This window comes from Aquimarina gracilis, from assembly GCF_035285365.1.
In the GTDB taxonomy this organism is placed as follows: Bacteria; Bacteroidota; Bacteroidia; order Flavobacteriales; family Flavobacteriaceae; genus Aquimarina; species Aquimarina gracilis.
Genome location: NZ_JAYKLX010000011.1, coordinates 190,937 through 204,987, shown reverse-complemented (window position 1 = coordinate 204,987; position 14,051 = coordinate 190,937). Strand labels below are relative to the sequence as shown.

Annotated in this window: 15 protein-coding genes; 5 read left to right on the top strand and 10 right to left on the bottom strand. The window is 32.8% G+C overall.

The window, feature by feature from the left end; translation table 11 throughout:
• Positions 1 to 21: 21 nt before the first annotated feature.
• From U6A24_RS21685 to U6A24_RS21665, 5 genes are all read right to left on the bottom strand, one after another.
• On the bottom strand, positions 22 to 1,131 hold the full coding sequence (locus U6A24_RS21685) for an AMP-binding protein (protein ID WP_324182123.1): 1,110 nt from the start codon (positions 1,129 to 1,131) through the stop codon (positions 22 to 24).
• A 78-nt stretch (positions 1,132 to 1,209) separates the two neighbouring features.
• Entirely contained in the window at positions 1,210 to 2,100 is an 891-nt protein-coding gene (locus tag U6A24_RS21680; RefSeq protein ID WP_324182122.1) for a CPBP family intramembrane glutamic endopeptidase, read from the bottom strand.
• A 20-nt stretch (positions 2,101 to 2,120) separates the two neighbouring features.
• Complete coding sequence (locus tag U6A24_RS21675; protein ID WP_324182121.1) at positions 2,121 to 3,155, bottom strand: o-succinylbenzoate synthase; 1,035 nt, start codon at positions 3,153 to 3,155, stop codon at positions 2,121 to 2,123.
• Positions 3,155 to 3,835 (bottom strand): metal-dependent hydrolase, encoded by a 681-nt coding sequence (locus U6A24_RS21670; protein WP_324182120.1) that lies wholly within the window; start codon positions 3,833 to 3,835, stop codon positions 3,155 to 3,157. Before U6A24_RS21670 ends, U6A24_RS21675 begins: the two co-directional genes overlap by 1 nt.
• 32 nt (positions 3,836 to 3,867) lie before the next feature.
• Positions 3,868 to 4,767 (bottom strand): 1,4-dihydroxy-2-naphthoate polyprenyltransferase, encoded by a 900-nt coding sequence (locus U6A24_RS21665; protein WP_324182119.1) that lies wholly within the window; start codon positions 4,765 to 4,767, stop codon positions 3,868 to 3,870.
• Between the two features lie 85 nt (positions 4,768 to 4,852).
• Between U6A24_RS21665 and U6A24_RS21660 the strand changes: the two genes are divergently transcribed.
• The 4 genes from U6A24_RS21660 (at position 4,853) to U6A24_RS21645 (ending at position 9,216) form a co-directional block, all read left to right on the top strand.
• Positions 4,853 to 6,043: a helix-turn-helix domain-containing protein gene (locus U6A24_RS21660; protein ID WP_324182118.1), complete on the top strand. Its 1,191-nt coding sequence runs from the start codon at positions 4,853 to 4,855 to the stop codon at positions 6,041 to 6,043.
• 85 nt (positions 6,044 to 6,128) lie between these two features.
• Positions 6,129 to 7,835, top strand: a complete 1,707-nt coding sequence (locus U6A24_RS21655; protein WP_324182117.1) for an alpha-amylase family glycosyl hydrolase — start codon at positions 6,129 to 6,131, stop codon at positions 7,833 to 7,835.
• Positions 7,836 to 7,964: 129 nt separating this feature from the next.
• Entirely contained in the window at positions 7,965 to 8,471 is a 507-nt protein-coding gene (locus U6A24_RS21650; protein WP_324182116.1) for a DoxX family protein, read from the top strand.
• A gap of 382 nt (positions 8,472 to 8,853) precedes the next feature.
• Entirely contained in the window at positions 8,854 to 9,216 is a 363-nt protein-coding gene (locus U6A24_RS21645; protein WP_324182115.1) for a hypothetical protein, read from the top strand.
• Positions 9,217 to 9,245: 29 nt separating this feature from the next.
• On the opposite strand, the gene U6A24_RS21640 is transcribed toward U6A24_RS21645, so the two are convergent.
• From U6A24_RS21640 to U6A24_RS21620, 5 genes are all read right to left on the bottom strand, one after another.
• Complete coding sequence (locus tag U6A24_RS21640) at positions 9,246 to 10,061, bottom strand: alpha/beta hydrolase (protein WP_324182114.1); 816 nt, start codon at positions 10,059 to 10,061, stop codon at positions 9,246 to 9,248.
• Positions 10,054 to 10,923, bottom strand: coding sequence for an alpha/beta hydrolase (locus tag U6A24_RS21635; protein ID WP_324182113.1), 870 nt, complete (start codon positions 10,921 to 10,923; stop codon positions 10,054 to 10,056). Before U6A24_RS21635 ends, U6A24_RS21640 begins: the two co-directional genes overlap by 8 nt.
• A 102-nt stretch (positions 10,924 to 11,025) precedes the next feature.
• On the bottom strand, positions 11,026 to 11,628 hold the full coding sequence (locus U6A24_RS21630) for an outer membrane beta-barrel protein (protein ID WP_324182112.1): 603 nt from the start codon (positions 11,626 to 11,628) through the stop codon (positions 11,026 to 11,028).
• A gap of 132 nt (positions 11,629 to 11,760) precedes the next feature.
• Positions 11,761 to 12,387, bottom strand: coding sequence for an outer membrane beta-barrel protein (locus U6A24_RS21625; RefSeq protein ID WP_324182111.1), 627 nt, complete (start codon positions 12,385 to 12,387; stop codon positions 11,761 to 11,763).
• Positions 12,388 to 12,458: 71 nt separating this feature from the next.
• The gene (locus U6A24_RS21620) at positions 12,459 to 12,809 is read right to left on the bottom strand and encodes a 4Fe-4S dicluster domain-containing protein (protein WP_324182110.1); all 351 of its coding nucleotides are present in this window, start codon (positions 12,807 to 12,809) and stop codon (positions 12,459 to 12,461) included.
• A 66-nt stretch (positions 12,810 to 12,875) separates the two neighbouring features.
• On the opposite strand from U6A24_RS21620, the gene U6A24_RS21615 reads away from it, so the two are divergent.
• Positions 12,876 to 13,937: an acyl-CoA reductase gene (locus tag U6A24_RS21615; protein WP_324182109.1), complete on the top strand. Its 1,062-nt coding sequence runs from the start codon at positions 12,876 to 12,878 to the stop codon at positions 13,935 to 13,937.
• Positions 13,938 to 14,051 lie beyond the last annotated feature (114 nt).

Here is a 14,051-nt window from a genome sequence, read left to right as displayed (position 1 = left end):
TCTTAACAAACTTTATTTTAATTATAGATAACTCTCTTTAACAAGTTCCAAAGTTTTTGTTCGCTGAACTTTTCCATTATCAGTTTCAACAAACTGCGGGAGAAAGTATATTTCCTTTGGTATTTCGAATTTGGTAAGGATTTTAAGATTATTTATACCTTCCTGAAGAGCAAGTTTTTCAATTTTGTCATAATCTCTTTCTACAATTAGAATTAATTTATCTCCCAATACATGATCAGGTATACTGGTAACAAAAAACCTATGACCAATTAGTAATTGTAATTTACTTTCAATCTCTTCGGGGTGCAATTTGATTCCACCACTATTGATTACATTATCATAGCGACCTTTCCATAAAAATTTTTTGTAGGTTTTTAAAGCCACAACATCATTTGTAATGATCGTTTCATTATTAAGTTGTGGTGCTTTAATCACCAGGCAATTTCTATCATCTGTGCCCAAAGTAATATTAGGTAATGCTTTAAAGAAACGTGCTTCTCTTTTATCCTTTTTTTTGGGGTTTACTCTTCGAGCTGCTATATGCGAGACCGTTTCTGTCATTCCGTATGTTTCGAATATTTTGGTTTTGACTCCTTGTATAAGTTCTTTCAGATGTTCGGAGACCGGACCACCACCAACGATAAGCTTTTTAATTAAATGCAGTCTATTAACAGAATTATCCAACTGTAACGGAACCATTGCACAAAAATCATATTGTTTGTAGAGTGTATCTAATGGATTTGTTTTCGGTGGCACCAAATCTATTTTCCAACCTAGTACCATAGCTCTCACCAACATCATTTTTCCAGCAATGTAATTCGCCGGAAGACATAGTAATGCAGTAGTTTCTTCTTCAATTTTAAAAAACTTACCTGTAGCTTTTGCGCTATTGATCATGTGCTCTTTACGTACCTTAATTTTTTTTGGTTTCCCAGTAGAACCAGAGGTCTTTACTATAATGTATTCTTTATCATTAAGCCAGTCTACGAGAAAATGTCCTACTTCTTGTTCATATACTTCGCCTTCACGAATAAAACCGTGGGCAATCAACTTAAGGTTTTCAGGGTTTTTTACCTCTTTATTGTTAACTGTAAATTTATCGTGTATTTCAGGGATATAAGGTGTATTCATGATTTGCATATCCAAATTTCTATCTTATCGCCTTTATACATGTTATCAAATTGTAAAAAGTACATTACAAATAGATTATTAATTCACGCTGCCCAATAGCTTATCTTTCCAATTGGTCCATTTATATTTTTTAGATAAAATAAATAAGAAGATAGGAAAAATAATAAGCACAGGAAATAAAACCTGATAACCAGAATCCGGTTCTGATACATCTATAAATATAGAATCAGTTTGCAACGCAGTCCAATCTGCAGTGACCAAAAGAACCGACACTAAGTTATTTGCTGCATGAAAACCTAATGCAAGTTCTAAACCTTCGTCCATTAATGTAATTATTCCCAAAAACAAACCTGTACCTATGTAATACACCATAATAATAGGTCCTATTTTTCCCACTTCAGGGTTTGCAATATGCATAACCCCAAACAATATCGAAGTAAACAATAAAGCAAATAATTTACTCTTGGTAGCTATACCTAATCCTTGCATTAAATATCCTCTAAATAGATATTCTTCAAAACTTGTTTGTAACGGCACAAGTAAAACGGCAATAACCGCAAGTATTAAAAAGGGAACGGGTTCAAAGTTAATCTCATAAATTTCGGGATACAAAAAGTACACCAGTAGGGTAGAAATAATAATGAATGAAGACATTAAACCGAAAATAAAAAAGATCCTACCCCAATCAACCTCAGTTCTGCTTGTTGTTAATGACAATATACTCTGCTTATGCACATATTTCACCCAAAACAGTAAAGCAATAAGAAAAGCAGCCATAAATAACATTCCTTCCACAAATACACTATTCTTACCTCTTTCAAGGATTTCTTTCTCCATGAGCGCAGCTGTATCAATATTTAATAATGTCATTACCAAATATTGCAACCCAAGAATTGCAACAAATATCAATGGAATTGGGATGTATTTCCATAATCCTAATTTTCCTTGTTTACCTTGCGCTATATACATATCTATTTAAGTTGTTTAATTTAAAAGTTTACGTTCCACTCGATGTTATAGTCATAGGATAATGCACCATTTAACACTTTTAATGGAGACTGGAAATTATTAGTATAAAGACTTCCTGTACCTAATCCTTGCGGCATTTTACTTTGTAAGGTATAGGTATATTGAGCAATAGCATTTAAACCAATATTACTTTCTAATGCGCTAGTAATCCACCAACCTATACTTAAATCTTCTGCCAGATCGATCCATTCTTTTGTTCCTTTAAACCCTCCTATCAAACTTGGTTTTAGGATAATATATTGTGGTTGTATTGTTTGTAGTAATTCTTTCTTTTCTGTTACATGAAAAACTCCTATTAATTCTTCATCAAGAGCAATTGGTAATGGTGTTTTGCCACATAATTCTGCCATTTCTTTAAACTGTCCCTGCTTGATCGGTTGTTCTATACTATGCAAATCAAATTCAGAAAGTTGTTGTAGTTTGTAAAGAGCTTCTTCTTTGGAAAATGCTCCATTCGCATCTACACGTAGTTCAATCATTTCAGGTGAAAATTGTTTCCTAATACTTTCTAATAAATTAAGTTCGGTTTGAAAATCAATGGCTCCGATTTTCATTTTTATACATTTAAAACCATTCTTTAGTTTATCCTCGATCTGTTCTTTCATAAATTCTTTATCTCCCATCCAAATTAAACCGTTAATCGGAACGACATCTTCATTTCTGGTAAGAGATGAAGGAAATAATAAAAAAGGAGAATCACTTTCTAATGATTTAAAAGCCATTTCTATCCCGAACTGAATACTTGGAAATTCTATAAGTTGATCCCATAGTCTTTCTGCACCAAGATGAATATTTTCACAAACCCACTGAAGTTGTTCTTCATAATCCGGTCGATCATCAATACTAAGGGTGCGCAAAATTCCGCATTCCCCGATACCGATTCTAGAACCATCTGTTATTTTAATAAACCAGGTTTCTTTGGTATTAAGAACACCGCGAGAGGTACCACTTGGTCTTTTGAAGTGTAGAGTGTATTGGCTATAGGTAGCTTTCATTATAATTCAAGACTATCTCCTATTTCTAACAACATCAAGTCCTTGTTCTTTTCAAAGAATTTACGTTTTGCTTCGTCATGGTCAATTTCAATATATCCAAAAGTATCATAATGAACTCCTAAAATTTTATCACATTCAACAAAATCGCTTGCAATGATAGCATCATCAACTCCCATGGTAAAGTTATCACCAATTGGTAGGATTGCCAGATCCAACTTGGTACTTAATGGAATTAATTTCATATCCATGGTTAAGGCTGTGTCTCCCGCTATATAAATAGTTTTATGCTCTCCTTCAATCACAAACCCTCCTGGTTGTCCTCCATAGGTTCCATCATCAAAACTACTGGTATGTACCGCATTTACATATTTTACACGTCCAAAGTCAAAATCCCATTTACCACCATGGTTCATTGGATGCACTTGCAGTCCTTTTTTCTGATAGTACATCGCTATTTCATAATTTGAAACTATAGTAGCATCATTGGCTTTGGCTATAGTCTCGGCATCCAATACATGATCCAAGTGCGCATGAGTAAGCAAAATATAGTCGACTTCAATCGATTGTATATCTACTTTATCCTTTGAAAGAGGATTACCCGAAATAAAAGGATCGATTAGTATATGAATGTCTTTTATCTTTATTAATAAAGTATTTTGACCGTAAAAAGTGATTTTCATGAGTTAGATAATTATGATTTGCTTACCGAAAATTATAAAATCTGACTCAGACTAAAGAGGATTGATAGTAAAAATGTTGTTAAAGCTACTTTTTTAAGTTCTGGATCCAACAATTTTGGTTGTTTTACTTTTGACACCTTACGCAAATGAACAATTAAAGGGATAAAAGCTATTACAAATAATAGATTTATTGGTTTTTCGTATAGTATTAGTCCATAACAAAACATAGCCAACATAGCGCCTAAGATTAATATGAAATGGTATTTTCGGGATGCTGAAACTCCAAGTTTTACAACCAACGTATTTTTGCCAGCCTTTTTATCACTATCATGATCTCGCATATTATTGAGGTTCAAAACCGCAGTACTTAAAAGTCCAATGGTAATTGCTGGTAAAAAAATCGATCCGGTTAATTGTTTTGAAAAAAGAAAGTAACACCCTACTACACTCACTAATCCGAAAAAGATAAAAACAAATACATCTCCATACCCTTTATACCCATAAGCCGAATTTCCTACTGTATATTGTATAGCAGCTATTATTGCAATTACGCCCAGAACAAAGAAAAATATGGAATATAGAAAGTTCTCCTTCCCAAAAGCAGCATAAATCAAAGCTATGGCAACTACCAAGGTTAATATTGATGTGAGGATAATACTTTTTTTCATTTCATTTCTGGAAATTATACCACTTTGCAAAGCTCTCTCTGGCCCTATTCTATCCTCATTATCAGTACCTTTTACACCATCACCATAATCATTGGCAAAATTGGAAAGTATTTGTAACCCTAAGGTCGTTGCAATAGCTAACCAAAATACTGTGGTACCGATAAAATTTTTATGTCCCAATGCCGATCCAACGATAATGCCTGAAACCGATAAAGGCAGTGTTCTTAAGCGAGCTGTAGAAACCCAAGCTTTTATTTTATTCATTTAAGACAATTTTGAATTCAAAGGAACATCATTTTGAATAAAAAAAAAATAAAAATTAATTCTTTCAATTCTTTAACTTAGCAATATGAGTTCTATATTACTATTCGAATTTCCTTCTTTTAATCTATACAGCACCCCTCTTCTGCTACTCGTTTTACAAGCTTTTATATTTGCTTTTCTATTATTGCACCGATACTTCAAAAATAAATATATACCTGCATTGATTCTCGCACTATTGATTTTTATAACAGGCTATCACAGAACAACGTATACAATAGGTTTTATGGACTGGTATGATACTTATAGAAATACCAAAATCAACTATTGGTTAATTGCCCTTACATTGGCAATTGGCCCATTATTATTTTTTTATGTAAAATCAATTACCACTATTAATTTCAAATTTGTAAAAAAGGATATTCTACATTTTGTTCCGGTCTTAATTTTTATGATTTACAAAATCATAATTTTTATTTATGATGCTTCATTACCTGGGTTCAATGAAACCCAAAATGGATATCTTAAACTTAATTTGGATGAAAAATATGTACAACCTCTTGTTGGCATTATTGAAAACCTACAAATGCTGTTGTATTTGGCATTCACTTTTCAGCTTTATTACCACTATAAAAGTAAAATTAGGCAGTTTTTTTCCAATACGTATAAGCTTGAGCTCAATTGGATACGTAATTTCTTATTCATTTATGCTTTCCTGTTTCTCTACAGCGTTTTTCAAAATGTTATTGGAAATCTTATCATTGATTTACATTGGACACAGCGTTGGTGGTATCAATTTTTTTCTGCTGTAGCAATCATTTATATTGGCATAAAAGGATACTTTACAAATACGAATACACTGAGTAACATCAACTTCGATATTAATGTTAGAAAATCAACCAAAATTGTTCTCGAAAAAACGGATAAAGAATTAAACGAACGCAAACTCATTATCGAAAACTTTATGAATAATGAAAAACCGTATTTAGATCCTGATCTTAATTTGACCCAATTATCCAGAATGCTTAATATTCAAGTACAAGAGCTTTCTGAAACGATTAATAATGGTTTTCAAAAGAATTTTAATGATTTTATAAACTCTTATAGAGTTCAAGCAGTTCAAAATATGCTGAATGAAGGAAAACAGAAGAAAATGTCACTTCTGGGAATAGCGTATGAGTGCGGTTTCAATAGTAAAGCTACGTTTAATAGAGTGTTTAGAAAGCTTACCAGCCTATCCCCTTCACAATATCTTCAGGTACAAGATAGTGCCAGATAGGCATATTTTTATGAATTTCGCAATTCGGGTTTCCACAATTTTTGTTTAAGTTTTTTTAGATTAGCACTTTAAACCACTAAAACTTATGAAGAATTTTATAAAAATTACAACAATCATGTTGCTTTGCTTGGTAGTTGGTTGTAAGAGTAATTCAGAAAAGAAAGAAAAAACACCTCAAAAAACTGTTATTGAAAATTCTACAGAAACGCCCTCGATAAAAGAAATCCCTTTTATATGGGAAGCTGCAAATGTATACTTTCTTCTTACCGATAGATTTAATAATGGAGATACCTCTAACGATCAAGTTTTAAATCGAACGAAAGAAACTGGGACACTAAGAGGTTTTGAAGGAGGTGATCTAAAAGGTATAATTCAAAAAATAGAGGATGGTTATTTTACAAAACTTGGAGTCAATGCAATTTGGTTTAACCCCGTGGTAGAGCAAATTCATGAAAGCGTTGATGAGGGAACCGGTAACACCTATGCTTTTCATGGATATTGGGCCAAAGACTGGACCAAAATTGATCCCAACTTTGGAACCTATAAAGACTTAAAACATCTAGTAGATATTGCACATAAAAATGACATCCGAATTCTTATGGATGTTGTAATGAATCATACTGGTCCTGCAACTAAAAAAGATCCTGTTTGGCCAGATACCTGGGTACGTACCTCACCACAATGCACGTATAAAGATTATGAAACTGCGGTACGTTGTACACTCGTAGAAAATCTTCCAGATATTAAGACAGAAAATAACGAAGACGTTGAATTACCCCAAGTACTTTTGGATAAGTGGAAAGCCGAAGGAAGATTGGAAATAGAATTAGCTGAGTTGGATATTTTCTTCACTAAAACTGGATTAAAACGATCACCCAAAAATTATATTGTCAAATGGCTCACCGATTACGTAAGAGAACTGGGAATTGATGGTTATAGAGTAGATACAGTTAAGCATGTTGAAGAAGAGGCATGGAGTGTACTTGCAAAACATGCCAAAATCGCCTTTGCCGAATGGAAATCAAAAAATCCTGATAAGGTATTAGATGGTAATGAATTTTATATTCTGGGTGAACTCTATGGATATGGTATTGATGGAAAACGTTACTACGATTTTGGAGACAGAAAGGTTGATTATTATGCCTATGGCTTTGATAACCTTATCAATTTTCAATTTAAACATGATGCGGCAAAAAATGATTATGAAAAGCTATTCAGTAAATACAGTAAAATATTAGGCACCAACCTTAAAGGAAAAAGCGTAATGAACTACATAAGCTCTCACGATGATGGAGATCCTTTTGATAAGGAACGTACAAGGCTTTATGAATCTGCCACGAAACTTTTATTGACCCCGGGGATTTCACAGATTTATTATGGTGATGAAACCGCCAGACCATTAATCATTGAAGATACCGAAGGAGATGCGACCCTAAGGTCATATATGAATTGGGAAGCTCTTGAAAAAGAAGAATTCAAAACACTATTGACGCACTGGCAAAAACTAGGGACATTTAGAAAAAACCATCCTGCTATTGGGGCAGGTAATCATAAAATGATTTCGAAGTCACCCTATGTTTTCTCAAGAAAATATAAAAAAGAAGATTTTAGTGATGAAGTAATTGTAGGACTGGATCTCCCAAAAGGTCAAAAAACCATAAAAGTTAACGCCGTATTTGGAGAAGGGACAATTTTGGTAGATCATTATTCTAATACAGAAACAATCGTAGAAAATAATCAGGTAAGTTTTAACTCTGATTTAGATATTGCATTACTAGCACCAAAAAATTAGTTATATAGGTTTACAAAATCTAAAAATAAGACGGCTCAAATTATAATTTGAGCCGTCTTATTTTGTTTTGAAGCGAAACCTTCGCAATGATTTTTGACTTTTGAAAACAAAATATTTAAAAGCTTAATCATGAAAAAAATTCTTGTAAAGGTTATTACACCAGTAATCATGAAACCATGGTACACAGATCTTCTATTTGCATTTCCTAGAATAGCATGTGGATACTTTCTTGCAGTTAATTTTGGAGGAAGTAAATTTGGTGTTCCCTGGAGCCCTAACGGATCCCCGGATCTCACTCTCTTTGAAGTCGTAGAATGGTTTCCAAAAGACGTAGCAGGATATGGAGGGATATTTGCGATGTTTCCGGTGTTTTTTGCTTGGATGGGTGCTGCCAGTGAAGCCGTTGGAGGAATGTTTCTAGCTTTAGGGCTAAAAACCAGAATTGCCTCTTTTTTTATAATGTGCACCATGTTGGTCGCTATCTTTTTTCAAAAATGGAATGATGGATTATGGGGAATGCTTCCAGCCATGGGATTCCTATGGTTATCCATCTATAATTTTGTCCTTGGTTCTGGGAGGTTTGGATTCGATTATTTAATTGCAAAGAAATGGCTTTCTAATATGGTAAAAGTATAAGAATATCAAAAAACTCTTTAAAACAGATAGGTATATAAAAGAACTTACCTCCTTAGGATTAAGGAGGTAAGTGTTGGGGAAAACAAAAAAAGTAAGGGAAAAATTGTAATTGGAATACATTTCAAAGATAAAAAGGATTAGAGCATATTAGGTTACGGTTTTACCTCAAACTTTAGCAGGAATAGTAGTATTTGTTGAAATAAACCATATTAAACAATTGATTATCAATAATTTAAATTAAAAAACGAAGATTTGTTAAATAATTGTAAAGCAAAAAAAAGTAGAATCTTTAAATAAATAATAGCAATTGATAAGGTCATAATACAGGAAAAAATTAAATTTGCAGTGATTATTATTTAACTCATTACATAACTTTACTCCTTTGGAAAATAAAAAGGCTATCAAATTAATTGATAAAATTCTAGCAGACCTTGATAAAAAAGGTATAAATACTGATTCATTAATAGACGATCTAAAGAAACTTAGAGAATTCGCTTTAGAGGAACAAATACCTTTGGTTGTAAAAGTTTTAAGGTATACATATGAGCATATCGAAGAGAATGATTCTTTTTTAATTCCGATACCCGATGATGAACCTGTTGATGATGACTCTGCAAATGTAACTGCTGACAACGTAGAACCAGTAGAAAGTCTTAAGTATTTAATATCACTTACCAAAAGTCTTACTAATAAAACAAATATTGCAGATCTAAGAGAGTACAGAGATGCTTTAAATTCTTATTAATAGGCGTTATTGACTTCTTGCAATTAAGATCAATAAGCATTTCTAAGCACCTTATCAATAGTTTCATGGTAAACTTGAAACTCAATTAAATCATTATGTGAACCTCCCGGAATGGTAATCATTTCTTTGTTTGAAGTTGGAATACTTTTAAACAGTTTTGTACCAGTTTTATAGGGAACAACTCCATCATTGGTGCCGTGAAAAATTGTTACTGTACATGTAACTTCTTGTATGAAGTTACCTGAGGGGATTTTATACCGAAGAAGCGCATCTGTTGGAAAATGAGGAAACCAACTTTCCACAATATCTTTGATATCATAATACGGTGTTTCCAATATAAGATTGCACGGTTGATTTTGAGAAGCAATTTTTGTCGCTATTCCTGTTCCAATAGATCTACCATATACTGTGATTTGATCCTCTGGATAATTACGAAGAACATAGTTATAAAATAATTGGGCATCATTATAAAGATTTTTCTCTGTGATCTCTCCCTTACTTTTACCATAACTCCTATAATCCATTACAACCACATCGTATTGCTTTTTTGCAAAAAAAACAACAATTTCCCCCCACCTCCTTAAATTGCCCCGATTTCCATGAAAATACAGTATCACTCCTTTTGGGTTTTCATTTGTAAAATGTAACCCATTGAGGCAGACCCCTTCTTCCGTTTCTATGAAAAATTCCTCAAAAGGATGATCAAATTGAAACACGTAATCGTCGGATAACTCTTCAGGTTGGAAAAGAATATTCTCTTGAAATATATATAGAATAATAATGATAATACTATAGAACAAGACGGCAAAAAATCCAAAACCTAATATTTTTTTCAATTTAGGCATTGACTTTTTTTGACGAATGTATTACCCCAATACTAGTATCAGAAAGATCCAAACGTTTCATTTTAGAATTAATAATTTCACCTAACATTTTATGATAGGATTCAAAATTATTTAAGTTTTTATGACCACCACCTATGACGGTATATAAACGTGTTAATTTTGGTCTTATTTTCGATAATTTCACACTAGACTTAAACGGGATCAACCGATCATGGGTGCCATGGATTATATGGATTGGACAATTTACATATTTAAGCCATTTGTAGGTAGGAATTGGATACCTCATAATAAGAGAAACGGGCATAAATGGGATAAATTTACCTGCCACCTTGCTTAAACTGTAATACGGTGCATCAAGAATAAGCATTCGGGGATTATTAATTGATGCCAATTTGGCTGCAAAACCAGATCCCATAGATCGTCCGTACAAAATTATATACTTTTCGTCTACCTTTTCTTTTATTCTATTGTACACAAACTGTAAATCTCTTTTTAGAGCTTTAAATGAACGCCTCCCTGTACTTTTACCAAACCCCCTGTAATCTACCATGATAACTTCATAACCGTGCCTGGTAAAATCGACTGCAAACTTTCCCCATCCTTTAATACTTTTCGAATTCCCTTTTAAATATAAAACAACTCCTTTAGGATTCTTAACTATAAAATGAAGTCCATTAAGAATTGCTCCATCCCTTGTTTCTAGGTTATATTCTTCTACTACCTGATTCTTGTAGTGAAACTCAAAATCCTTATCTAGTTTTTCTGGTTTGAAGATGAAAAACTCCTGGAGATAATACAAAGCAATACTCGCAATAATATATACTGCAAAAACAACAATTGCTATGTATCCCCAGTTTGGCATGTCTAATTCCCTATTGTAAGTATCTAATTTACAAAAAATTAAAATTAGTTGTACAAAAAAATCCTGCCGAAGCAGGATTCAAAATAATTTATAAGTCATATTTTATCGTCTGGCGTCGTATATTCTAAATCGTACTCCTACTCTTGCATAAAAGTCAAAAAACTTACTTCCGCCAGGAATGAATTCTTCATTAAAATTATCAACAAAATCATTCATGGCACCTACTTCAACCATTACATCAAACATTTCTCCAATCATTTGAGAAAAACCAGCACCATACACTCCACCGATTACTACATTTTCGTAGTCATCAGAATCCACTTCCAAGTCAGCAATGTCTACATTTGCGTTTACTCTAAAAGAAGGTCCCACATTTATGAAAGCACGAAACCTATCTTTACCTCTTCCAAATAAATAACGGAATTTTGGAGTAATCCCCGCTTGAAGGATCTTTACATCACCAAGGTTTTCTATTTCGCTATTTCGCTGCAAAAGATCTAATGAAAAGACAATACTCGTTTTTGCCCGTACTCCCATTACATACCCATAACCGGCATTAATAAAAAAGCCCGTTCCTCTGCTAGTTTCGACATTATCCAAACTAAGATCAGAGAACGTAGCACCAGCAGAAACTTCCCAACGGTACTGAGAATAAGAGGATGTGGTAAAAACTGCCACTAAAACAAAAAAGATAACTTTCTTCATAATTTCATGTTTTGATTTGAGGTTGTATACGTAGCGAAAATACTAAAATTTAAAAAAAGACATGAAAAGGCATATACAATTTTTAAAGTAATCTTCATATGAATCAGGGAAGGACAGTTTTTTTAAAACTCTCTACAATTGATAACTAACACCTATTCTAGCATAGAAATCAAAAAATTTACTTTTATCATTTATGGCAAAAAACTCTTTAAAGTTGTTTTGAAAATCATTCATTACACCTGTTTCCAGAATTATAGCGGTTCTATTCGATAGGTAGTAATTCAACCCTATATTATAGATACCACCGATAACTAATCGCTCAAAACTCTCTTCTTCAATTTCTAAACCGTTTTGGGTAGCATCAAAATTGTACCTGAAAGAAGGGCCTGCTCCCAAAAAAACTCTGTAATCATTTTCTTTCTGGCTAAGAAAATATCTGAATTTGGGAGAAAAACCCAATTGCATGAACCTTATACTGGTAGACCCTGTTATGGGTTGAGAATTTTGGATAACCAAACTAGAATTTCTCTTTAAAAATTCTGCAGAAAAGACCAAAGCCATCTTTCCTTTTTTATCAATTTCATATTGATATCCAAGATTTACAAAAACACTACTACCTGATTCAGCTTCTGAGAAAAGAAAATTTTCTTCAAAGTTTAATTTTGAAACAGTAATTCCGGTGGTTAATTCAATACTGTTTTGGGCAGAGGTTACGAGTATTGAGAAAAACGCCAATAGCAAAAAAAGTCTTAATTTCATTTTTTTAATTATCAGTTATAAAAAAACCTGTCATAAAAGACAGGCTTGATCGATCTATTGAAAATTCAATATTATTCTTTATGCATAAATGCTTGTTTCTGTAATAAAAACTCTTCTGTTTCAACCACATCTTCATCGGGTACACAACAATCTACGGGACATACTGCGGCACATTGCGGTTCCTCATGAAATCCTTTACATTCGGTACATTTATCGGGTACTATATAATAGATTTCATCACTTACCGGTTCCTGTGCCTCTTCTGCATTAACTGCTTTACCACCAGGTAAAACTACATCGCCTTCAAGATCGGTACCATCAGAGTATCTCCAATCATCTGCTCCTTCATAAATAGCGGTGTTTGGGCACTCTGGCTCACAAGCACCACAGTTTATACATTCATCTGTTATTATAATTGCCATAGCTCTTTTTTATTCTAAATTTGCAACACAAAAATAACTCGTAAACTAGTGATAAACAAATCAGAGATGTTATTAAATGATAGGATTAACGCTTTTATTGAATTAGGAAACTTCATTAATCAATTTAAAACTACTGGTAATAAGAAAGTTAGATCAGTTCTGTATAATGATGATTTTTTTGATGAAATGTCGCATAGAATCACCAGTGCAGTACACTATAATGGGTGGTTTACAGAAGAAAATGTGCTTTTTTCATTAAATGAGTGGAGCGATGCTTTAAAAAAAGAGCGCTTAAACCAATGGATTTCTTCATATTCTTTAAAAGAAACATCTCCAAAGACCGTGGGGGTAATTATGGCCGGTAATATTCCTTTGGTTGGGTTTCATGATTTTCTTTCAGTGCTTATTGCCGGGCATAAGATAATGATCAAGCAATCTTCAGATGATAATCAGCTGTTACCATTTTTGGTAGCATACCTTATCAAAGTAGAGCCACGTTTTGAAAAATATATATCCTTTACCAATGAAAAATTCGAACATTTTGATGCTATTATTGCTACAGGAAGCGATAATACTGCACGTTATTTTGAATACTACTTTGGTAGCGTACCAAATATAATTCGCAAAAACAGGAACTCTGTGGCGGTTTTAAACGGTAATGAATCTTCAGAACAGCTTAATGCACTAGGCCAAGACATTTTTAGATACTATGGTTTAGGTTGTAGAAATGTTTCAAAATTATTGATTCCCAAAGCATACAATTTTGATAACTTTTTTAAAGCGATTTATGATTACAATACCATAATTAATAGTGCAAAATATGCCAATAACTATGACTACAATAAGGCAGTATATTTAATGAGTAATTATAAACTATTTGAAAATGGCTTTTTAATGCTCAAAGAAGACCAAAGTTATAGTTCACCAATTGCTACACTATTTTATGAGACTTATGATTCTAAAACAGACTTAGAAAAGAAATTGGAAGCCGATCAAGAAAAGATACAATGTATCGTTGCCAATGACTTTTTACCCGAAGCTGTAGATTTTGGACAAACTCAATCTCCAAAACTTTCGGATTATGCAGATGGTATCGATATAATTGAATTTTTAATAAAAATCAGCTAAATAATTTATCAATTTAATAATGAATTTGTACAAGATTATTAGCACCTTTGTGATGTTTTTTTCTTCCTAATTTGGAAACAAAAAAATACAATAACTGGAATATTAATAACAATA